Genomic DNA, 21329 nt, shown 5'->3' with positions numbered 1-21329 from the left:
CCTAAATAAATATAAAATGTATATTTATACGAAACGTATTTTAAAACCTAAAAACGTCGTTTGTATATGAGATAGGGTTTTCGACAAAAAAAGCAAATGTGGATAATCATTTACCCACATGTGATTAAAACTGTCCACATGTTATACACAAATTGTGGATAAGATAAAGATGTGGAAAACTTATTCAAAGTGAAAACACAACTATAATATCAAAAAAAAGTGGCTATAGCAATGAATTTCAGAAAGTTATCCACAAAATCAATACCTTGTGGAATAAACTTGTCCACAACACGATATACTGTGTAAAAGTGTGGAAAAGGTTTGTGGATATAAAAAACAAGAAAAAACATTTATCCACAAGGAAATATAGGGTCTGTGAAAAAGTATGTGAATAGGTTCAAAATGAATATTTGATGAAAATTTCGAGAACCATTGACATTTTCCTAGTTGATTAACTATAATTTATAGGACTGTCTTTAACAGATATTCCTCAGGGAGGTGTCATATAATGAAAAGAACTTACCAACCAAATAAACGTAAGCGCAGCAAAGTACATGGTTTCCGCAGCCGTATGAGCACAGCGAACGGACGTAAAGTGCTAGCAGCTCGTCGTCGTAAAGGAAGAAAAGTATTATCTGCGTAGACCACTGATCGTTCAGTGGTCTTTTTTTCTAATAATAGTGAATTTCCACTGATGAACTACAGGAGTGTCAATTGATATGAAGAAAACACATCGTATAAAAAAGAATGATGAATTCCAGACGGTTTTTCAAAAAGGAAAATCGAATGCGAATCGTCAGCTTGTTGTCTATCAACTAGATAAGGCAGAGCAGCCAAACTTTCGTATTGGTCTTTCTGTCAGCAAAAAAATAGGAAATGCAGTAGTGCGTAACCGAATTAAACGTATGATTCGCCAGTCAATCACAGAATTAAAAGATGAGATAGATTCTGGAAAAGATTTTGTTATAATAGCAAGGAAGCCTTGTGCAGAGATGACATATGAAGAATTAAAGAAAAGCTTAATTCATGTCTTTAAACGCTCTGGTATGAAAAGAATAAAAAAGTAGCGTAAGGAAATGAATTACACTATATACATACCGAAACAAGGAGGAGCAGGCTTTGAAAAAGAAAATAGGTTTACTAGCCATGGTTATTGCATTAATGGCAATTGCTACTGGCTGTAGTGAAGTGAATCAGCCGATTACGCCGAAAAGTACTGGAATTTGGAATGAATATTTCGTATATCCGCTTTCTCAGTTAATTACGTATTTTGCCAACTTATTTGGTAGTAATTACGGTTTAGCAATCGTCGTTACAACGCTTATCATTCGTTTTGCATTATTACCATTAATGATTAAACAAACGAAGAGTACGAAAGCAATGCAGGCGTTACAACCAGAAATGGTGAAGTTAAAAGAGAAATATAGTTCTAAAGATCAAGCGACACAGCAAAAACTACAACAAGAAATGATGCAGTTATATCAAAAAAATGGTGTAAATCCATTAGCAGGATGTTTACCAATCTTTGTTCAGATGCCTATTTTATTCGCGTTTTACCATGCGATTATGAGAACAGCAGAAATTAGTAAGCATACATTCTTATGGTTCGACTTAGGGCAGGCAGATCCGTTCTATATCTTACCGGTTGTTGCGGCAATTACGACATTTATTCAGCAAAAGCTTGCAATGGCAGGAACAGCTGGTCAAAATCCGCAAATGGCAATGATGATTTGGCTTATGCCAATTATGATTTTAGTCTTTGCAATTAACTTCCCAGCTGCATTATCACTTTACTGGGTTGTTGGTAATATCTTTGGTATCGCTCAAATGTACTTGATCAAGGGGCCAGAAATTAAGGCTAGTAAGGCAGGAGGATCAAGCAAGTGAGTGTAATTACTGCTAAAGGACAAACAGTCGATCTGGCAGTACAAGATGCTTTAAGACAACTAAATGTTTCAAAAGACCGAGTAGATATAAATATTATCGATGAAGGTAAAAGAGGATTCCTAGGTTTATTTGGGAAGCGACCTGCAGTAGTAGAAGTTGTATTGAAGAAAGATCCGATTCAAGAATGTGAAGAATATTTAAAAAATGTGATTCACGATATGGGTGTGGAAGCTGAGATTAGTAAAATTGTAAAAGGACGCGAAGTTGAATTTACAATTTCTGGCGAAAATATAGGTGTTTTGATTGGAAAAAGAGGAAGCACCTTGAATTCTTTACAGTATTTAACAAAGCTTGTGGCGAATCGTAATACGAAGCAGTATATTGGCATCACACTAGATGCTGAAAATTATCGTAGTAAAAGAAAAGGTACATTAGAAGCCCTTTCTTATCGATTAGCAAAACAAGTAGTAAGTACGAAAAAAAGGGTTGTGTTGGAGCCTATGCCATCTTTTGAACGAAAGATTATCCATCAAGCATTATCTAATCATCAAAATATCATTACAACTTCTGAAGGAAAAGAACCACATCGACATGTTGTAATATCTTCCAAGTGACCGGTTACTCAATTGAGTGCCGGTTTTTTTGAGGGGAAAATAGGTGTGGATAACTAAAAAACACTAAACTTATCCACTGTGAATAAGTTTAGTGTTTTTTACATGAGGACATAATAAAATGAGTTATTATTCTTTTGTAGATAGGTTCGTTATGGTATTCTAATAATTTAGTGAAGAAAATAATCATGTTGAAATAGAGATAAATAAGCAAGTGAGGTGAAAGGACATGGAATTTGATACAATTGCCGCGATTTCCACAGCGCTTGGAGAGGGTGCAATTGCCATTGTTCGAGTAAGTGGGGATGATGCGGTTGAAAAAGTTAATCGTATTTTTAAAGGGAAGGATTTAACAGAGGTTCCTTCTCACACAATTCATTATGGTCATATTGTTGATTTAGATACAAATCAAGTTATTGAAGAAGTAATGGTGTCCATTCTGCGTGCACCGAGGACGTTTACACGTGAAAATATAGTAGAAATTAACTGTCACGGTGGACTTGTTTCGGTAAATAAAGTGTTGCAGCTTATTTTAGCACAAGGAGTACGATTAGCGGAGCCTGGTGAATTTACGAAACGTGCTTTTTTAAATGGCCGTATTGATTTATCACAAGCGGAAGCTGTTATGGACTTAATCCGTGCAAAAACGGATCGTGCAATGAACGTAGCGATTAATCAAATGGAAGGACGATTATCTAAATTGATTGGCCGTCTGCGTCAGGACATATTAGAAACGTTAGCTCATGTTGAGGTAAACATAGATTACCCGGAATATGATGATGTGGAAGAAATGACACATAATATTTTAATTGAGAAAGCTACACATGTCCGTGCTGAAATTGCAAAAATATTAGAAACATCGAAGCAAGGAAAAATTTTACGTGAAGGTATTGCTACTGCAATCATCGGTAGACCTAACGTTGGGAAGTCATCGCTATTAAATAGTCTCGTTCAGGAGAAAAAGGCAATTGTAACTGATATTGCAGGAACAACTCGTGATGTTATTGAAGAGTACGTTAATGTGCGTGGTGTACCACTTAAACTTATAGATACAGCCGGAATTCGTGAAACAGAAGATGTTGTTGAAAGAATCGGTGTAGAGCGTTCAAAAGAAATGATGAGCCAAGCTGATCTAGTGTTAGTTGTCGTTAATTATAGCGAGGCTTTAACGAATGAGGATGAAGATTTATTCCGTGCCGTACAAGGAAAAGATTTTATTGTTATTGTAAATAAGACTGATTTACCGCAAACAATTGATATGGAACGTGTTACAGAATTGGCAGCGGGAAATCGTGTTATTACAACATCGTTAATTGAGGAACAAGGAATAGATGAGCTTGAAAAGGCAATAGCTGATTTATTCTTTGAAGGAGCAATCGATTCTGCAGATGTGACATATGTTTCTAATGCAAGACATATTGGATTATTAACACAAGCAGGAAAAACAATTGGGGATGCGATTGAGGCGATAGAAAATGGTGTTCCAATTGATATGGTGCAAATTGATTTAACAAGAACGTGGGAAATACTTGGTGAAATTACTGGTGATACGGTCCATGAAAGCCTAATTGACCAGCTGTTCTCTCAATTTTGTTTAGGAAAATAATATAGTGATGTTTTAGAAAGATAGAGATTATTAGGAGGAATAAACAATGGGATACAATGCCGGTTCATACGATGTCATAGTAATCGGTGCAGGTCATGCAGGATGTGAAGCTGGTCTTGCGGCAGCACGAATGGGCTCCAACACATTAATGTTAACAATTAATTTAGATATGGTAGCGTTTATGCCATGTAACCCTTCTGTTGGTGGACCAGCAAAAGGGATTGTTGTTCGTGAAATTGATGCATTAGGCGGAGAAATGGGACGCAACATTGATAAAACACATATTCAAATGCGTATGTTAAATACGGGTAAAGGACCAGCTGTACGCGCACTTCGAGCGCAAGCAGATAAGTTCGCTTACCAGCATGAACTAAAGAAAACAATTGAAGAAACACCAAATCTAACACTGTTCCAAGGAATGGTAGAGCGTTTAATCGTTGAAGATGGCGAATGTAAAGGGGTAATTACGCAATCTGGTGCTGAATATACAGCAAAGACAGTAGTAATTACGACTGGAACATTTTTACGCGGTGAGATTATTATGGGGGATTTAAAATATTCGAGTGGTCCAAATAATCAACAACCATCTATTACTTTATCTGAACATTTAGAGGAGCTTGGATTTGATCTAGTTAGATTTAAAACAGGTACACCTCCGCGTGTAAATAGTAATACAATTGATTACAGTAAAACAGAAATTCAGCCAGGTGATGATAAACCACGAGCTTTCTCTTTTGAAACGACAAAATTTATTATGGATCAAATTCCATGTTGGTTGACGTATACAAGTACGGAAACACATCGTTTAATAGATGAAAACCTACATCGCTCAGCTATGTATTCTGGTATGATTAAGGGAACAGGTCCTAGATACTGCCCTTCAATTGAAGACAAAGTAGTAAGGTTTAATGATAAACCACGTCATCAAATTTTCTTAGAGCCAGAGGGACGTAATACACAAGAAGTGTATGTGCAAGGTTTATCCACAAGCTTACCAGAAGATGTGCAGCGTGATATGCTTAGAACAATCCCTGGTCTAGAAAACGTTGAAATGATGCGCACAGGTTATGCGATTGAATATGATGCGATTGTACCAACACAACTATGGCCAACACTTGAAACGAAAAAAATTAAGAATTTATATACAGCAGGACAGATTAACGGAACTTCTGGTTATGAAGAGGCCGCAGGACAAGGGCTTATGGCCGGGATTAATGCAGCATGTCGTTCTTTAGGCAAAAAAGAAGTTATTTTAGGCCGCGAGGATGCTTATATTGGTGTCTTAATTGATGATCTTGTAACGAAAGGTACAAATGAACCATATCGTTTATTAACGTCTCGTGCAGAATATCGCCTATTATTACGCCATGATAATGCTGATCTTCGTTTAACTGAAGTTGGTCGTGAAATTGGATTAATTAAAGAAGAGCGCTATGAGCGATTTACAAATAAAAAATTACAAATTGAACAGGAAAAGGAACGTTTAAGCAGCATCATTATTAAGCCACGTCCTGAAGTTCAAGAATTGATTCGTAGCATTGGCGGAAGTGAACTGAAAGATGGAATACGTGCAAGTGACTTATTACGTCGTCCAGAGATGACATATGAGCACATTCATCTTTTAGTACCAAGTGAAGTAGAATTAAGTGATGAAGTGACAGAACAAGTTGAAATTCAGATTAAGTACGAAGGATATATTGAAAAATCTTTACAGCAAGTAGAGCGTATGAAGAAAATGGAAAACAAAAAAATCCCTGTGGATATTGATTATGATGCGATTTCTAGCATTGCCTCAGAAGCTAGACAGAAATTGAAAGATGTTCGTCCACTTTCAATGGGGCAGGCTTCACGTATTTCTGGCGTAAACCCAGCGGATGTTTCCATTTTACTTGTGTATATTGAACAAGGAAAAATTGCGCGAGTATCGAACCAATAAATAGTAAGGAGATATTGCTAGATGAACATAGAACAATTTCAATCTATGCTAGAAGAGAAGGGGATCACCCTCTCTTCTAGACAGTTAGAGCAGTTCGAAATCTACTTCGAAACATTAGTAGAGTGGAATGAAAAAATGAATTTAACGGCTATTACGGAGAAAGAAGAAGTATATTTAAAACACTTTTTTGATTCTATTACAGCTGCTTTTTATTATGATTTTTCAAAACCATTCTCAATTTGTGATGTTGGTGCAGGAGCTGGATTCCCAAGTATTCCTTTAAAAATCTGTTTCCCGCACTTAAAAGTGACAATTGTAGACTCATTGCAAAAACGCATTAATTTCTTAAATCATTTAGCACAAAAGTTGGAATTAAGTGACGTTGCATTTTGTCATGATCGTGCTGAAACATTTGGGAAAAAAGAAGGTGTACGTGAATCGTACGATATTGTAATGGCACGTGCAGTTGCGCGTCTTTCGGTATTGAGTGAGCTATGTTTACCACTTGTAAAAGTTGGAGGAACATTCATTGCAATGAAAGGTGCTGCAGCAAACGAAGAAATTGAAAATGGCAAGTATGCTTTAGAGGTGCTAGGCGGGGATTTAAAAGAAATGTCTACGTTCCAATTACCGTTTGAAGAAAGTGAACGTAATATTTTATTAATCGAGAAAAAGCGCAAGACACCAAAGAAATATCCACGCAAACCGGGAACACCCAATAAATTACCTATTGAAAAATAAATCTTATTAGACGTAAGATTAAATTATATAAATGAAAACGTAAATGTTTCATAGGAAACATTTTATGGAGAATAGTCAATAGGCCTAAAAGGTGGTGGAATATGTATGAAAAATACGTTTTCTCGTTTATTTGGCTTTGGAGATAAAGAGAGCGAATTCGAATTACAAGACGAAAGCCATGAAGAAATAGATAAAAAGGTATATGAAGAAATACAAGAAATTCCGATAGTAAATATTACCCCTAACCGTTATCAACCACGAACAGTTTTTGATGATGCGCGTATTGAGGAGCTAGCATTAACGATTCGTACACATGGACTTATTCAGCCAATTGTTGTGAGGCAATATGAGGATGATAAGTACGAGATTATTGCTGGGGAAAGACGTTTCCGTGCGGCAACAAAGTTAGGCTGGGAAAAGGTTCCTGCAATTATAAAAAACTTAAATGATACAGAGACAGCTTCTGTAGCCTTAATTGAAAACTTGCAACGTGAGGAACTAACAGCAATCGAGGAAGCTGTGGCATATCAAAAGCTAATTGAGTTACATAATTTAACACAAGAAGCATTGGCACAACGACTTGGAAAAGGACAATCCACAATCGCAAATAAGTTGCGATTGTTAAAGTTGCCTGAAGAAATAAAAAGTGCGTTATTAGAAAAAAGTATTACAGAACGCCATGCCCGCGCGCTTATTCCTTTAAAGAATGAGGAATTACAACTGAAGGTTTTACAGGAAATTGTGGAGAAACAGCTGAATGTAAAGCAAACAGAGGAACGAATTGCGAAATTACTAGAGGAAGCAAAACCGAAGCGTAAGGCAAAGCAAAAAGCAGTAAGTCGAGATACGAGAATTGCCATGAATACAATTAGGCAGTCATTACAAATGGTTGCAGACAGTGGTTTAAATGTTAATTCTGAGGAAGAGGAATTTGATGAGTATTATCAAATTACAATTAAAATTCCGAAGAAAAAATAATAATGGCGTGTTAGAGACCTTATCCTATTGGATAGGTCTCTTTTACTATATTTTCTTGTTAGATGAAGAAGGAGTTTACAAATAAATTTTGAAGTTTAATAAGGACGTAAAAGAAAAACTTTTATTTCATGTTACAATAAACGTAATTATTACTAGAATAAGATAGAAAGGTTGAAAGTAGGTGACATCATGGGAAAAATCATTGCTATTGCCAATCAAAAAGGTGGCGTTGGGAAAACAACCACATCTGTTAATTTAGGGGCTGGATTGGCACAAGTAGGTAAAAAGGTCCTTCTTGTAGATATTGATGCTCAAGGAAATGCAACGACTGGTGTGGGAATTGAAAAATCCGAATTAGATCAATGTATTTACAATGTTCTTGTGGAAGATGCAGATGTTCAAGGGGTTATACGTAAAACCGCAACTGAAAACTTAGATGTTCTACCCGCTACAATTCAATTGGCAGGTGCTGAAATTGAATTGGTACCGACTATTTCCCGGGAAGTACGTTTACAAAGGGCATTACAGCCAGTTCGTGATGAATATGACTATATTATTATCGACTGTCCCCCGTCTTTAGGGTTATTAACGATTAATGCATTAACCGCAGCAGATTCTGTTATTATTCCTGTTCAATGCGAGTATTACGCACTAGAAGGATTAAGTCAGCTATTAAATACAGTTCGACTTGTGCAAAAGCACTTAAATAAAAATCTAGCAATTCAAGGTGTATTGCTAACAATGTTGGATGCCCGTACGAATTTAGGGATTCAGGTTATAGATGAAGTGAAAAAATACTTTAGAGATAAAGTATACCGTTCGATTATTCCTCGTAATGTTCGTTTAAGTGAGGCACCAAGTCATGGAAAACCAATTATGCAGTATGACGCTAAATCAAGAGGAGCAGAAGTATATATAGATTTAGCAGAGGAAGTGATTGCAGGTGGCTAAAGGATTAGGAAGAGGAATCAATGTGTTTTTTCCTGATTTAGATGTGAAAGAAGAAGAGGCAATTCAGGAGATTGCGATAACTGAATTAAGACCGAATCCATATCAACCACGTAAACACTTTAATAAAGAGGCAATTCAAGAATTATCGGCTTCTATTAAAGAGCATGGCATACTGCAACCGTTAATTGCTAGGAAGAGTATTAAAGGATATGAAATCGTTGCAGGTGAAAGAAGATATCGTGCTGCCAAAGAGGCGGGGCTCGAAAAGGTACCTGCTGTTGTAAGACAATTAAACGAGCAGCAAATGATGGAGTTTGCATTGCTTGAAAACTTACAACGAGAAGATTTAAATCCAATGGAAGAAGCAATGGCATATCAAATGTTAATGAATGAGCTAAATATAACACAAGAACAATTAGCAAAACGTCTTGGTAAGAGCAGACCTTACATTGCAAACTATACGCGGTTATTAAGCCTCCCTTCTTTCGTGCAAGATATGATTGCAAATGGCCAACTTTCAATGGCTCATGGGAGAACTTTGCTTACGATAAAAGATGAAGAACAATTAAAATCTTTATTAAAACGAATTGAAAAAGAAGGATTAAATGTTCGTCAATTAGAGAAGATTGTTCAGGAGATTAATCAACGCGTTTCACGTGAAACAAAACAAGTGAAAAAAGAGAGAAATATATTTTTTGTAGAGCGCGAAACGTTCTTAAGAGAAAAGTTTGGCACAGATGTGAAGATTAAAGAAACGAAAAAAGAAAAAGGTAAAATCGAAATTGAATTTTTTAATAAGGAAGATTTAAATCGTATTTTAGAATTATTAGCGCAGAAAAACTAAAAAGCAAACCATCTTATTATTTATAGATGGTTTGCTTTTTTTAATACAGATAATTTTTGGTCTGTTTCTTTTATACTTTGTGCAATTACATCAGCCATTTTCATGACTAAACTTAATCTTGTATTTTGCAGGACGAAAAACTCCATAAAACCATTTAGATTCACGATGCCATGAATATGTAAATCGCCAACTGCAGGTAACTTTTTATTCATCGCAGCTCCAGGTTTACTAGGCCCCATTCCGGTAGTGATGGAACCGATACTTTGAGACTTTCCTAAACAGGCATCGACCGCAATTATAAAAGAAGTAGGATTATCTTTCTGTATATTCTGAATTTTTTCTTCTAAATTTAGCGCATGTACTGGCTCATCTAGTGTGCCAAACACTTGGAAGTTTTTAATTCCTACTTGTTCTAGTTTCGTACCGACTAATGGACCGAGGGCATCGCCTGTAGAACGATCTGTTCCAATACAAACGAGAATAATCGGTATATTTGTTTTAATGGGCATATGGGAAAGTAAGAAGTTACTAATGGTCTCGGAGGCTTCTACGTCTTGGTGCATAACATTTTGAGTTTCTTTTTCGAAAAAGGGTAAGCGAAAACTTCCAATATTCATGAAGCATCCATCCTTTTAATAAATTTTCAAAATATGTTATATGGTGAGTAAAATGGAAAACTATAAGTGCGTACTTCTTGTAAAACTCGAGTGAAAACGGAAATAATAGTACTAGTATATATATATTTGTTCCATTTTATACCTGAACGGAAGTTAACAAATGTAATTAAAGTCATAAAATTTTTTCAGCAATTAGGAGACTTCTGATACAATAAGAAGGATAACTAAAAAGAAATTTTGGCTGGAGAGGTAGAGGTACATGGATTTATTAGCAAAGTGGTTTAATGCCACGAAACAGTATTTATTAAATGCTGATCGTTGGGCTGATATTGGAACAGCGACATTGAAAATATGTATTATTTTAATAATTGGTGCGGTTGTTGTACGAGTTGCGCGTGCAATTGTGCGAAATGCGTTTCGTATGGGAAGTCGTTCGCCAATTCAAATTTCAGAACGTCGTACAGTTACAGTAGCGAAGTTACTTGAAAATATTGTGGCATACGTTGTTATGTTCATTATGTTAATTGCGATTTTGGGTGTGTTTAATATTAATGCATCTGGTCTATTAGCGGGTGCTGGGGTAATTGGTTTAGCAGTCGGATTTGGTGCTCAAAGTTTAGTGAAAGATGTTATTACAGGGTTATTTATCTTGCTAGAAGATCAATTTTCAGTAGGTGACTATGTGAAAATTGGTCAGTTTGAAGGTGTCGTTCTAGAAATTGGACTTCGTACAACAAAAGTAAAGAGTTGGACAGGCGAAATTCATACTTTACCAAACGGAAGTATCATCCAAGTTACGAACTATTCAGTTAGTAATAGTGTAGCATTTGTTGATGTATCCATTTCGTATGAGGCTGATATAGCGAAAGCGGAGCAAGTCATTGAAGAGTTATTAGAAGAATTACCTGCAAAGTATACGCAAATGGTAGCAAGGCCTCAGTTATTAGGTGTTCAAACATTGGCTGCATCAGAAGTTATATTACGTGTTATTGCGGAAGTAGAGCCGATGCAACATGCGGTTGTTGCGAGAGCCCTTCGTAAAGAAATTAAAAATCGTCTAGATTTACATGGAATTGAAATTCCATATCCACGTATGGTTTTATATAATCGTGAAGAATTGGTGAGTGGAAAAGCAATTTAGTATGTTTAGTATGGAGAGGGGTTTGGAGAATGGAGCAAAAGCAGTATAACTTGTACGATGTTGTGGAAATGAAGAAAGCCCACCCATGTGGTGAGAATCGCTGGAAGATTATTCGTATGGGAATGGATATCCGCATTAAGTGCGAGGGATGTGACCATTCAGTAATGATTCCTCGAAGAGAATTTGATCGTAAGGTGAAAAAAATACTTGTGAAGCACGAAGAATAGAGAGAAAGTAACAGTTGCAATGGGTAGCTGTTACTTTTTTCGTTTGGAGGAAACTTGTCATTTTTTTCGTTACTATCTATAATGATGAAAGATTGAGACATAGGAGTGAAAAATATGGGATTAACGGCTGGGATTGTTGGATTACCTAACGTAGGGAAGTCCACTTTATTTAATGCAATTACACAAGCAGGAGCAGAATCTGCAAACTATCCATTCTGTACAATCGATCCAAACGTAGGGATTGTAGAAGTACCAGATGAGCGTTTAAATAAATTAACGGAATTAGTAGAACCGAAAAAAACTGTTCCGACTGTATTTGAGTTTACTGATATCGCGGGTATCGTAAAAGGTGCTAGTAAAGGTGAAGGTTTAGGAAATAAATTCTTATCTCACATTCGCCAAGTAGATGCAATTTGCCAAGTTGTTCGTTGTTTTGAAGACGAAAATATTACACACGTTTCAGGTAAAGTAGATCCGATTGATGATATTGAAACAATCAACTTGGAGCTAATCTTAGCGGATTTAGAATCTGTTGATAAACGTATCGAACGTGTTGCGAAATTAGCAAGACAAAAAGATAAAGAAGCAGTATATGAGCATGAAATTTTAGTTCGCTTAAAAGAAGCTTTTGAAGAGGGCAAACCAGCTCGTACTGTCGAATTCACAGAAGAGCAAATGAAGATTGTTAAAGGCCTTCATTTACTTACAACGAAAGAAATGTTATACGTAGCAAACGTAAGTGAGGACGATATTATCGATCCTTCTGAAAACAAATACGTACAAATGGTAAAAGAATTTGCTGCAAATGAAAATTCTCAAGTAATCGTTGTATGTGCAAAAATTGAAGAAGAAATCGCTGAGCTAGACGAGGAAGAGAAAAAAGTATTCCTTGAAGAACTAGGTATTGAAGAATCTGGTTTAGATCAATTAATTCGTGCTGCATATGATTTATTAGGACTTGCTACTTACTTCACAGCAGGTGTACAAGAAGTACGTGCATGGACGTTCAAACAGGGTATGAAAGCACCACAATGTGCTGGCGTAATTCATACAGACTTTGAGCGTGGATTTATTCGTGCGGAAACAGTTTCTTACGAAGACTTAATGACAAACGGTTCTATGACAGCTGCAAAAGAAGCTGGTAAAGTTCGTTTAGAAGGAAAAGAGTATATCGTAAAAGACGGAGACGTTATGCACTTCCGTTTCAACGTTTAATTTAATATTTCCTAGGAAAAATAAAGATATGAGCTTGGCAAATATATTATGTGTTTGCCAAGTTTTTTATGCATGGGTGAGTTGATTCATCTAACTTACTATGATATAATCTAAACTCGTGAGTAATTACTATAAATTAATTGCTCCTTGCCCATTATGGGCCGTTTAGACCAAAAGGAGGTGAAAGTGTAATGAGAAAGTACGAAATTATGTACATCATTCGTCCTGGCGTTGAAGAAGAAGCTCAAAAAGCTTTAGTTGAACGTTTCGCAGGTGTTTTAACAAACAATGGTGCAGAAATCATTAACACGAAAGAGTGGGGTAAGCGTCGTTTAGCTTACGAAATCAACGACTTACGTGAAGGTTTCTACATGATCTTAAACGTGAACTCTAACGCAGAAGCGATTAACGAATTCGACCGTTTAGCTAAGATCAACGAAGACATCCTTCGTCATATCGTTGTTAAAGAAGAAGAAAAATAATTGATATATAAGGGAGAGTGGTTCGATTGATGAATCGTGTTATCCTCGTTGGTCGTTTAACTAAGGACCCTGACTTACGTTACACGCCCAATGGTGTTGCAGTAGCTACTTTTACGTTAGCTGTGAATCGCGCATTTGCGAATCAACAAGGTGAGCGTGAAGCTGACTTTATTAATTGTGTAATATGGCGTAAACAAGCAGAAAACGTAGCAAATTATTTGAAAAAAGGTAGCTTAGCAGGCGTAGATGGACGTCTTCAAACTCGTAATTACGATGGACAAGATGGTAAACGTGTATATGTAACAGAAGTTCTTGCGGAAAGCGTACAATTTTTAGAGCCGCGTAATGGCGGTGGGGAGCAACGTGGTTCATTTAATCAGCAACCATCAGGAGCTGGTTTCGGTAACCAAAGCTCTAACCCATTTGGTCAATCTAGTAATTCAGGCAACCAAGGTAACCAAGGGAACTCTGGATTTACGAAGAATGACGATCCATTTTTAAATGTAGGTCAACCGATCGACATTTCCGACGACGATTTACCGTTCTAATACAGTAAATTAGTTAGTTTTAACAAAGAATGGAGGGAATAGACATGGCAGGACGCAAAGGTGGACGTGCGAAACGTCGTAAGGTGTGTTTCTTCACATCTAACGGCATCACTCGCATTGACTATAAAGATGTTGATTTATTAAAACGTTTCGTTTCTGAGCGTGGTAAAATTTTACCTCGTCGTGTAACAGGGACAAGCGCAAAATACCAACGCAAACTTACAGTTGCAATTAAACGTGCTCGTCAAATGGCACTTTTACCATATGTTGGTGAATAATAGCGTATGAAATGCACAGTAGAGTCGGACTCTACTGTGCATTTTGCTATGCTTTTCTTTTTTGAAAGAGAGGTTAGATGATGAAGAATACGAAATTTATTACTGAGGGTGCAGCACTGTTAGCAATATATGCAATGTTATTGCTTATATCTATGTATGTTCCGATTTTGGGTACAGTTGTAACGTTTGCGTTGCCATTGCCATTTATACTGTTAACGATAAGATATAGATTATCTAACGCCTTTGTAATTTTTACGGCGGCACTTTTTATTACTGTTATTGTCAGTCAACCGATGAACCTAGTAAAGACAACTATGTTTGGATTGATAGGTATCGTTTTAGGATATATGTATAAAAAACGAAAAAAGCCGGTAGAAATTTTGATGGCGGGGGCGCTTGCGTACTTAATTGGTATTATGCTCATTTATGTTGCGAGTATAAAGTTTTTTAACATAGATTTAATGAAGCAAATGCAAAATATGTTTAATGAAAGTATGGCGCAAAGTGAAAAGATAGTTAATGCTGCGGGTATGCCTATTAGTGAAGAACAAAAAGAGTTATTTACACAATTTAATGATGTGTTACAAACTTTATTCCCAAGTTTACTTGTAATGGTCTCGGTATGTTGTTCTTGGATTACAGTCATGATATCGGGTAGTGTTTTGAGGAAACTAAAGCATGACGTTATGCCCTGGCCTGAATTTAAAGATATACAATTACCAAAGAGTATTGTTTGGTATTACGTTATATTTATTCTGCTATCAACCTTTATAAAAGTAGAACCGACATCATATTTACATATGGTATTTTCTAACTTATATGTCATATTTGCTTTACTACTAGTACTGCAAGGTCTGACATTTATCGCCTTTATAGCGCATAGTAAAGGTTTTACGAAAGGGATTCCTATTATTAGTTTTATTGTCTGCATGTTTATTCCGATGCTGTTTCCTCTTGTGACAATCTTAGGTATAATTGATTTAGGGATTTCATTGCGTTCTAAAATAGGAGGATAAAGTAATATTCCTTATACTATTTTAATCTGTTTAACTAACTGGAAGGTGAGTTAGTTTTACTTTATAGGAGTTGTATACATGCCTGAATTTTATAAGAAACAGTGGTTTTTATATCCTGTTTATGTATTGGCATTTTTTGTGTTTGTGCTCATTTCGATCCTTTGTTATTTTCATTTAATGATGGGGATAGCTGCCTTTTTTATCTTTTGTATTGTACTTTTTGTTGTTGTACGATTTGAACTTACCTTTCAAAAGAACTTTGAAAAACATACGACAGAGATGATTACAAGGGTAAAGAAAGTGAGTAATGAGGCATTTAACCAAATGCCGATTGGTATTTTGTTATACAATAAGGATTATGGGATTGATTGGGCGAATCCTTATTTATCTTCATGCCTAGGACAGCATGCATTAGCTGGATGGCACCTTTATGATGTATCAGAAACGTTACTTCTTTTTATTAAAGGAGAAACTTCCGATGATATAGTCTCTTTAAATAATCGAAAGTTTCGCGTTTTTGTAAGGAAAGAAGAAAAGTTAATCTATTTCTTTGATGTAACAGAACAAACTGAGATTGAAAAGATGTACGAGGATCAACGCACTGTTTTAGCTGTCATTTATTTAGATAATTACGATGAAGTTACACAAGGATTAGATGATCAATTACGTACGAATATAACAAGTCTTGTAACGTCACGACTAAATGAATGGGCCGTTAAGTATGGGGCATATTTAAAACGTGCATCTTCAGAAAGATTCTTCGTTGTACTAAATGAAAGTATTTTAGCACAGATGGAGAAAGGAAAATTTAGCATTTTAGATCAGGTGCGTGAAGAAACATCTAAAAGGAATATACCACTTACCTTAAGCGTAGGTGTTGGATCAGGTGATTTACCTTTATCAGAGCTTGGGGCAATGGCTCAGTCCGGCTTAGACCTTGCGCTTGGCCGTGGTGGAGATCAAGTTGCAATTAAACAAGCGACAGGTAAAGTTAAATTTTATGGTGGTAAGACAAATCCGGTTGAAAAACGTACTCGTGTACGTGCTAGAGTTATTTCGCATGCATTAAAGGATTTAGTATTAGAAAGTAGCAATGTCATTATAATGGGGCATAGGGCTCCTGATATGGACGCAATCGGTGCTGCGATTGGTATTTTAAAGGTAGCGCAATTAAATGAGCGCAAAGGATATATTGTCCTAGATGAAAATGATTCTGATAAGGGAATTAAGCGTTTAATGGATAAAGTGAAACAAAACGAAGAGTTATGGTCTCACTTTATTACACCAGAACAAGCGATGGAATTTGCAAATGATGATTCATTACTTGTTGTTGTTGATACGCATAAACCTTCAATGGTGATGGAAGAAAAGCTGTTACACAAAATTGAAAATGTAGTTGTTATTGACCATCATCGCCGAGGAGAAGATTTTATTGAAGATCCATTGCTTGTTTACATGGAGCCATATGCTTCTTCCACGGCAGAACTTGTTACAGAATTACTTGAATACCAACCGAAAAATTTAAAAATGACAATGTTAGAAGCAACAGCATTGTTAGCGGGTATTATTGTTGATACGAAAAGCTTTACATTCCGGACGGGTGCTCGTACGTTTGATGCCGCTTCTTATTTACGCTCACATGGTGCAGATACTGTACTTGTACAAGAGCTTTTAAAAGAAGATATGGATCAGTACCTACGGGTTGCAAAAGCTATTAAAAATGCGTACATTTATACAAATGGAATTGCGATTGCAAAAGTGGATAGTGATGATTACTACGATCAAGTGCTTATTGCGCAATCGGCGGACACATTATTAACAATGACAGGAATTATTGCATCATTTGTTATTGCAAAACGTGGCGAGAATTTCATTGGAATTAGCGGCAGGTCTTTAGGTGAAGTGAATGTGCAGCTAATTATGGAGAATTTAGGTGGTGGTGGGCATTTAACGAATGCAGCCACACAAATGAAAAATGTTACAGTAGATGAAGCTGAGGAGAAGCTTCAATTTGTTATTGATGACTATTTACAGGGAGGCACACAATCATGAAAGTAATTTTTCTAAAAGACGTAAAAGGTAAAGGAAAAAAAGGAGAAGTAAAAAACGTACCAGATGGCTATGCAAATAACTTCTTACTAAAACAAGGATTAGCTGCTGAGGCGACAAATAGCAGTATGAAAACTTTAGAAGCTCAAAAACGAAAAGAAGAAAAAGATGCAGAGGCAGAGCTTGAAAGTGCAAAAGAGTTAAAAGAAACGTTAGAGAAACTAACTGTAGAAGTAAAGGCTAAATCTGGAGAAGGTGGCCGTCTATTTGGTTCAATCACAAGTAAACAAATCGTAGATGCAATGCAAAAATCACACAAGATTAAACTTGATAAGCGTAAATTTGAAATGGATGATGCAATTCGTGCATTAGGCTATACAAACGTTACTGTGAAATTGCATCCGCAAGTAACAGCAACAGTAAAAGTTCATGTTAGTGAACAATAAAAATAAGTTAAGCAAGGAGGATTGCGCATGAGTGATGTAATGGCTGATCGTACCCCTCCGCATAATATAGAGGCTGAGCAGGCTGTTTTAGGGGCCATATTAATTGATCAAGATGCATTAACGGCAGCATCGGAATTATTGGTACCTGACTCATTTTATCGAACGAAACATCAAAAGATTTTTGAAGTCATGCTTGGGTTATCTGATAAGGGAGAACCGATTGACTTAGTAATAATGACATCAGCAATGGCTGATCAAGGATTATTAGAAGAGGTTGGTGGGGTTTCTTACTTAGCAGAATTAGCAGAAGTTGTTCCAACTGCTGCTAACGTAGAATATTATGCACGAATCATCGCTGAAAAGGCGCTCTTACGTCGTTTGATTCGAACGGCGACTCATATCGTGTCTGATGGGTATGAGAGAGAAGATGATGTGGATGGCCTTTTAAATGAGGCTGAGAAAAAAATATTAGAAGTATCTCACCAAACGAATGCAAAAGCATTCCAAAACATTAAAGATGTTCTTGTAGATGCTTACGATAAAATTGAACTTTTGCATAATCAAAAAGGTGAAGTTACTGGGATACCAACTGGGTTTACTGAATTAGATAAGATGACCGCAGGTTTCCAGCGAAATGATTTAATTATCGTAGCGGCACGTCCATCAGTAGGGAAAACCGCATTTTCATTAAATATCGCACAAAACGTAGCGACGAAAACAGATGAAAATGTAGCGATTTTTAGTCTTGAGATGGGTTCTGATCAGCTTGTTATGCGTATGCTTTGTGCAGAAGGAAATATTGATGCACAAAGACTTCGTACCGGTTCATTGACTTCTGATGATTGGGCGAAATTAACGATGGCGATGGGTAGCCTTTCTAATGCTGGTATCTATATTGATGATACACCAGGGATTAAAGTAAATGAGATTCGAGCGAAATGTCGTAGATTAAAACAAGAACAAGGTCTTGGGATGGTTTTGATTGACTATTTACAGCTTATTCAAGGAAGCGGGAAATCAGGAGAAAACCGTCAGCAGGAAGTATCTGAGATCTCTCGTACATTAAAAGGGATTGCGCGTGAATTGCAAGTGCCTGTTATTGCCTTGTCACAGTTATCTCGTGGTGTAGAATCTCGTCAAGATAAACGTCCGATGATGTCTGATATTCGTGAATCGGGAAGTATTGAGCAGGATGCTGATATTGTAGCCTTCTTATATCGTGAGGATTACTATGACCGAGAAACGGAAAATAAAAATACGATTGAAATTATTATTGCAAAGCAGCGTAACGGTCCTGTAGGTTCAGTAGAGCTTGCATTCGTTAAAGAGTTCAATAAGTTCGTTAACTTAGAACGTCGCTTCGAGGATGGACATGCGCCGCCTGCATAAAGATAGTATAAAAAAGAAACGCATTTCTTATAATAAGATGTGTTTCTTTTTTTTTATAGGAAAGATAAGGCTTTCATAATGTAAAAATATAATTCTTACGAACGAAAATGTTTTTTTATAAAAAAATGTTCGCTTTTTGGTTGACTTCTTTTTCGGTTTTGGTACAATTATATTGTTTGAATAGATCGTTTGAAAATCGCGGAGGTGCTTTAATAATGTCTTCAGTAGTAGTTGTAGGAACACAATGGGGCGACGAAGGAAAAGGTAAAATCACTGATTTTCTTTCTGAGCATGCGGAAGTAGTTGCAAGATATCAAGGTGGAAATAACGCGGGACATACAATTGTTTTCGGCGGAGTTAAATATAAATTACACTTAATTCCATCTGGTATTTTCTATAAAGAGAAAATTTGTGTAATCGGAAATGGCTTAGTAGTAGATCCAAAAGCATTACTTGAAGAGTTAAAATACTTACACGATCGTGGTGTAAGTACTGATAATTTACGTGTAAGTAACCGTGCACACGTTATTTTACCTTATCACTTAAAACAAGATGAGTTAGAAGAAGCAAGTAAAGGTGATAACAAAATCGGTACAACGAAAAAAGGTATCGGTCCTGCATATATGGATAAAGCTGCTCGTATTGGTATTCGTATGGCTGATCTTTTAGACCGTGAAGCATTTAAAGAAAAGCTTGAGCGCAATTTAGTAGAAAAAAATCGTTTATTTGAAAAAATGTACGATACAGAAGGTTTCAGTGTAGAAGAAATCTTCGAAGAGTACTTCGAGTACGGACAACAAATCGCGCAATATGTATGTGATACGTCTGTTGTATTAAATGATGCACTAGATAACAATCACCGTGTATTATTTGAAGGTGCACAAGGTGTTATGCTTGATATCGACCACGGTACGTACCCGTTCGTTACATCTTCTAACCCGATTGCTGGTGGTGTAACAGTTGGAACTGGAGTTGGTCCTGCAAAAGTTACTCGCGTTGTAGGTGTATGTAAAGCATATACAAGCCGCGTAGGCGATGGTCCATTCCCTACTGAGCTTAATGATGAAATTGGTCATCAAATTCGTGAAGTTGGTCGTGAGTATGGAACGACAACTGGTCGTCCACGCCGCGTAGGTTGGTTCGATAGCGTTGTTGTAAGACATGCACGTCGTGTTAGTGGTTTAACAGATCTATCATTAAATTCTATCGACGTTCTAACAGGTATTCCGACTCTTAAAATTTGTGTTGCTTACAAATACAATGGCGAAGTTATCGATGAAGTTCCAGCAAACTTAAACATTTTAGCGAAATGTGAGCCTGTATACGAAGAGCTTTCAGGTTGGACAGAAGATATTACTGGTGTAAAATCATTAGACGAGCTTCCTGAAAATGCACGAAAATACGTAGAACGTGTTTCTGAGTTAACAGGAATTCAATTATCTATGTTCTCAGTTGGACCAGATCGTAACCAAACAAATATCGTTCGTAACGTATACGAAGCTTAATTGATATTTTTGAGAAAAAACTCATGTCCGCATGAGTTTTTTCTTATCTTTTATAAAAAAAATAAAAAAAGGTATTGCAAAAAATAAAGAAAACATGTTATGATACATCTTGTCGTCACGAAAATATGACGTTGGTGAGTATGAGCCATTAGCTCAGTTGGTAGAGCATCTGACTTTTAATCAGAGGGTCGAAGGTTCGAATCCTTCATGGCTCACCATTTTATTTTTCGTGGCCCGTTGGTCAAGTGGTTAAGACACCGCCCTTTCACGGCGGTAACACGGGTTCGAATCCCGTACGGGTCATGTTTTTTTATGTTCATTTTTGGTCCCGTGGTGTAGTGGTTAACATGCCTGCCTGTCACGCAGGAGATCGCCGGTTCGACCCCGGTCGGGACCGCCACTTTTGTTTATACCACCATTAGTGGTTTTATATATAGTTTTGGCTCGGTAGCTCAGTCGGTAGAGCAGAGGACTGAAAATCCTCGTGTCGGCGGTTCGATTCCGTCCCGAGCCACTCTCAGGATATTAAGTGGGCCCACTTAATATCCTTTTTATTTGTGTAATTTTACAAAATTGAGTAGTTATTTTAAAATAGAATGAGGAGCCTCTAGCAGTTGAAGCTAGAGGTTTTTCTATAGATCGTAGAGGATTCCGTGTAAAAGTGGATCATACATGAGTCTGTGAGAATAGAGGAGAAAGTACTTAAGCAAAAGATGCGGTCATATAGGGACATACTATGTAGACATCAATGTGTTTAGGGATATTGACCATATTTTTACCCCGCATCAACGGGCAGTAAGACCCTAACTCAAAATTCAGCGATGGTAAAGAAGTTAGGTGCGGGATTAACTCCCCGTAAGTG

At 36.8% G+C, this 21329-nt stretch carries 22 protein-coding genes and 4 tRNA genes; 25 read left to right on the top strand and 1 reads right to left on the bottom strand.

What is annotated here, in order from left to right:
* Positions 1-508 precede the first annotated feature (508 nt).
* The 10 genes from rpmH (at position 509) to spo0J (ending at position 9554) form a co-directional block, all read left to right on the top strand.
* A complete protein-coding gene (gene rpmH, locus ACHZK0_RS26805) occupies positions 509-643 on the top strand; it encodes a 50S ribosomal protein L34 (RefSeq protein ID WP_000831901.1) in 135 nt (44 codons plus the stop codon).
* Positions 644-719: 76 nt separating this feature from the next.
* Positions 720-1067: a ribonuclease P protein component gene (gene rnpA / locus ACHZK0_RS26800; RefSeq protein ID WP_000750813.1), complete on the top strand. Its 348-nt coding sequence runs from the start codon at positions 720-722 to the stop codon at positions 1065-1067.
* A gap of 52 nt (positions 1068-1119) precedes the next feature.
* Positions 1120-1887 carry a YidC family membrane integrase SpoIIIJ gene (spoIIIJ, locus tag ACHZK0_RS26795; RefSeq protein WP_061679591.1) on the top strand — a complete coding sequence of 256 codons (768 nt, stop codon included), beginning with the start codon at positions 1120-1122 and terminating at the stop codon, positions 1885-1887.
* The gene (gene jag / locus ACHZK0_RS26790) at positions 1884-2501 is read left to right on the top strand and encodes an RNA-binding cell elongation regulator Jag/EloR (protein WP_262742581.1); all 618 of its coding nucleotides are present in this window, start codon (positions 1884-1886) and stop codon (positions 2499-2501) included. Before spoIIIJ ends, jag begins: the two co-directional genes overlap by 4 nt.
* A gap of 226 nt (positions 2502-2727) precedes the next feature.
* A complete protein-coding gene (gene mnmE, locus ACHZK0_RS26785) occupies positions 2728-4104 on the top strand; it encodes a tRNA uridine-5-carboxymethylaminomethyl(34) synthesis GTPase MnmE (protein WP_000393765.1) in 1377 nt (458 codons plus the stop codon).
* Between the two features lie 46 nt (positions 4105-4150).
* The gene (gene mnmG / locus ACHZK0_RS26780; protein ID WP_262742583.1) at positions 4151-6040 is read left to right on the top strand and encodes a tRNA uridine-5-carboxymethylaminomethyl(34) synthesis enzyme MnmG; all 1890 of its coding nucleotides are present in this window, start codon (positions 4151-4153) and stop codon (positions 6038-6040) included.
* A 21-nt stretch (positions 6041-6061) separates the two neighbouring features.
* Positions 6062-6781 carry a 16S rRNA (guanine(527)-N(7))-methyltransferase RsmG gene (gene rsmG, locus ACHZK0_RS26775; RefSeq protein ID WP_001019622.1) on the top strand — a complete coding sequence of 240 codons (720 nt, stop codon included), beginning with the start codon at positions 6062-6064 and terminating at the stop codon, positions 6779-6781.
* A 105-nt stretch (positions 6782-6886) separates the two neighbouring features.
* Positions 6887-7759 (top strand): nucleoid occlusion protein, encoded by an 873-nt coding sequence (gene noc / locus ACHZK0_RS26770; protein WP_000799026.1) that lies wholly within the window; start codon positions 6887-6889, stop codon positions 7757-7759.
* Positions 7760-7948: 189 nt separating this feature from the next.
* Positions 7949-8710: a sporulation initiation inhibitor protein Soj gene (gene soj / locus ACHZK0_RS26765; RefSeq protein WP_000516117.1), complete on the top strand. Its 762-nt coding sequence runs from the start codon at positions 7949-7951 to the stop codon at positions 8708-8710.
* Positions 8703-9554 (top strand): stage 0 sporulation protein Spo0J, encoded by an 852-nt coding sequence (gene spo0J / locus ACHZK0_RS26760; RefSeq protein ID WP_262742585.1) that lies wholly within the window; start codon positions 8703-8705, stop codon positions 9552-9554. Before soj ends, spo0J begins: the two co-directional genes overlap by 8 nt.
* Positions 9555-9574: 20 nt before the next feature.
* Here spo0J and yyaC read toward each other — a convergent pair whose 3' ends face one another.
* On the bottom strand, positions 9575-10171 hold the full coding sequence (yyaC, locus tag ACHZK0_RS26755; RefSeq protein ID WP_262742586.1) for a spore protease YyaC: 597 nt from the start codon (positions 10169-10171) through the stop codon (positions 9575-9577).
* 259 nt (positions 10172-10430) lie between these two features.
* Between yyaC and ACHZK0_RS26750 the strand changes: the two genes are divergently transcribed.
* The 15 genes from ACHZK0_RS26750 (at position 10431) to ACHZK0_RS26680 (ending at position 20981) form a co-directional block, all read left to right on the top strand.
* Positions 10431-11312 carry a mechanosensitive ion channel family protein gene (locus ACHZK0_RS26750; protein WP_395761062.1) on the top strand — a complete coding sequence of 294 codons (882 nt, stop codon included), beginning with the start codon at positions 10431-10433 and terminating at the stop codon, positions 11310-11312.
* A 29-nt stretch (positions 11313-11341) separates the two neighbouring features.
* Positions 11342-11539, top strand: a complete 198-nt coding sequence (locus ACHZK0_RS26745) for a DUF951 domain-containing protein (protein WP_000436051.1) — start codon at positions 11342-11344, stop codon at positions 11537-11539.
* Between the two features lie 114 nt (positions 11540-11653).
* Positions 11654-12754 (top strand): redox-regulated ATPase YchF, encoded by a 1101-nt coding sequence (ychF, locus tag ACHZK0_RS26740; RefSeq protein WP_000524656.1) that lies wholly within the window; start codon positions 11654-11656, stop codon positions 12752-12754.
* 191 nt (positions 12755-12945) lie between these two features.
* Entirely contained in the window at positions 12946-13236 is a 291-nt protein-coding gene (gene rpsF, locus ACHZK0_RS26735; RefSeq protein ID WP_001233781.1) for a 30S ribosomal protein S6, read from the top strand.
* A gap of 26 nt (positions 13237-13262) precedes the next feature.
* Positions 13263-13784: a single-stranded DNA-binding protein gene (gene ssb, locus ACHZK0_RS26730; RefSeq protein ID WP_395761061.1), complete on the top strand. Its 522-nt coding sequence runs from the start codon at positions 13263-13265 to the stop codon at positions 13782-13784.
* Positions 13785-13828: 44 nt separating this feature from the next.
* Positions 13829-14062, top strand: coding sequence for a 30S ribosomal protein S18 (gene rpsR, locus ACHZK0_RS26725; RefSeq protein WP_000918874.1), 234 nt, complete (start codon positions 13829-13831; stop codon positions 14060-14062).
* Between the two features lie 80 nt (positions 14063-14142).
* The gene (locus tag ACHZK0_RS26720; RefSeq protein ID WP_395761747.1) at positions 14143-15078 is read left to right on the top strand and encodes a YybS family protein; all 936 of its coding nucleotides are present in this window, start codon (positions 14143-14145) and stop codon (positions 15076-15078) included.
* 78 nt (positions 15079-15156) lie between these two features.
* Positions 15157-17130, top strand: coding sequence for a DHH family phosphoesterase (locus ACHZK0_RS26715; RefSeq protein ID WP_270606925.1), 1974 nt, complete (start codon positions 15157-15159; stop codon positions 17128-17130).
* Entirely contained in the window at positions 17127-17573 is a 447-nt protein-coding gene (gene rplI / locus ACHZK0_RS26710) for a 50S ribosomal protein L9 (protein ID WP_061679600.1), read from the top strand. Before ACHZK0_RS26715 ends, rplI begins: the two co-directional genes overlap by 4 nt.
* 27 nt (positions 17574-17600) lie before the next feature.
* Positions 17601-18962: a replicative DNA helicase gene (gene dnaB / locus ACHZK0_RS26705; RefSeq protein ID WP_061679601.1), complete on the top strand. Its 1362-nt coding sequence runs from the start codon at positions 17601-17603 to the stop codon at positions 18960-18962.
* Between the two features lie 215 nt (positions 18963-19177).
* Positions 19178-20467 (top strand): adenylosuccinate synthase, encoded by a 1290-nt coding sequence (locus ACHZK0_RS26700; RefSeq protein ID WP_000100234.1) that lies wholly within the window; start codon positions 19178-19180, stop codon positions 20465-20467.
* A gap of 142 nt (positions 20468-20609) precedes the next feature.
* A tRNA-Lys gene (locus ACHZK0_RS26695) sits at positions 20610-20685 on the top strand.
* A 13-nt stretch (positions 20686-20698) separates the two neighbouring features.
* Positions 20699-20770, top strand: a tRNA-Glu gene (locus tag ACHZK0_RS26690).
* Between the two features lie 21 nt (positions 20771-20791).
* Positions 20792-20867 (top strand) — tRNA-Asp (locus tag ACHZK0_RS26685).
* Positions 20868-20908: 41 nt separating this feature from the next.
* Positions 20909-20981, top strand: a tRNA-Phe gene (locus tag ACHZK0_RS26680).
* Positions 20982-21329 lie beyond the last annotated feature (348 nt).

It is taken from the genome of Bacillus sp. 3G2, assembly GCF_044324725.1.
Lineage (GTDB): Bacteria > Bacillota > Bacilli > Bacillales > Bacillaceae_G > Bacillus_A > Bacillus_A mobilis.
This window is presented reverse-complemented; position numbering and strand designations above follow the sequence as displayed.

Excerpts from the sequence above, each read along its gene's own strand:
- rpmH (WP_000831901.1), top strand. The coding sequence starts at position 509 with ATGAAAAGAACTTACCAACCAAATAAACGTAAGCGCAGCAAAGTACAT.
- rnpA (WP_000750813.1), top strand. The coding sequence starts at position 720 with ATGAAGAAAACACATCGTATAAAAAAGAATGATGAATTCCAGACGGTT.
- mnmE (WP_000393765.1), top strand. The coding sequence starts at position 2,728 with ATGGAATTTGATACAATTGCCGCGATTTCCACAGCGCTTGGAGAGGGT.
- mnmG (WP_262742583.1), top strand. The coding sequence starts at position 4,151 with ATGGGATACAATGCCGGTTCATACGATGTCATAGTAATCGGTGCAGGT.
- rsmG (WP_001019622.1), top strand. The coding sequence starts at position 6,062 with ATGAACATAGAACAATTTCAATCTATGCTAGAAGAGAAGGGGATCACC.
- noc (WP_000799026.1), top strand. The coding sequence starts at position 6,887 with ATGAAAAATACGTTTTCTCGTTTATTTGGCTTTGGAGATAAAGAGAGC.
- soj (WP_000516117.1), top strand. The coding sequence starts at position 7,949 with ATGGGAAAAATCATTGCTATTGCCAATCAAAAAGGTGGCGTTGGGAAA.
- yyaC (WP_262742586.1), bottom strand. The coding sequence starts at position 10,171 with ATGAATATTGGAAGTTTTCGCTTACCCTTTTTCGAAAAAGAAACTCAA.
- ACHZK0_RS26750 (WP_395761062.1), top strand. The coding sequence starts at position 10,431 with ATGGATTTATTAGCAAAGTGGTTTAATGCCACGAAACAGTATTTATTA.
- ACHZK0_RS26745 (WP_000436051.1), top strand. The coding sequence starts at position 11,342 with ATGGAGCAAAAGCAGTATAACTTGTACGATGTTGTGGAAATGAAGAAA.
- ychF (WP_000524656.1), top strand. The coding sequence starts at position 11,654 with ATGGGATTAACGGCTGGGATTGTTGGATTACCTAACGTAGGGAAGTCC.
- rpsF (WP_001233781.1), top strand. The coding sequence starts at position 12,946 with ATGAGAAAGTACGAAATTATGTACATCATTCGTCCTGGCGTTGAAGAA.
- rpsR (WP_000918874.1), top strand. The coding sequence starts at position 13,829 with ATGGCAGGACGCAAAGGTGGACGTGCGAAACGTCGTAAGGTGTGTTTC.
- ACHZK0_RS26720 (WP_395761747.1), top strand. The coding sequence starts at position 14,143 with ATGAAGAATACGAAATTTATTACTGAGGGTGCAGCACTGTTAGCAATA.
- ACHZK0_RS26715 (WP_270606925.1), top strand. The coding sequence starts at position 15,157 with ATGCCTGAATTTTATAAGAAACAGTGGTTTTTATATCCTGTTTATGTA.
- rplI (WP_061679600.1), top strand. The coding sequence starts at position 17,127 with ATGAAAGTAATTTTTCTAAAAGACGTAAAAGGTAAAGGAAAAAAAGGA.
- dnaB (WP_061679601.1), top strand. The coding sequence starts at position 17,601 with ATGAGTGATGTAATGGCTGATCGTACCCCTCCGCATAATATAGAGGCT.
- ACHZK0_RS26700 (WP_000100234.1), top strand. The coding sequence starts at position 19,178 with ATGTCTTCAGTAGTAGTTGTAGGAACACAATGGGGCGACGAAGGAAAA.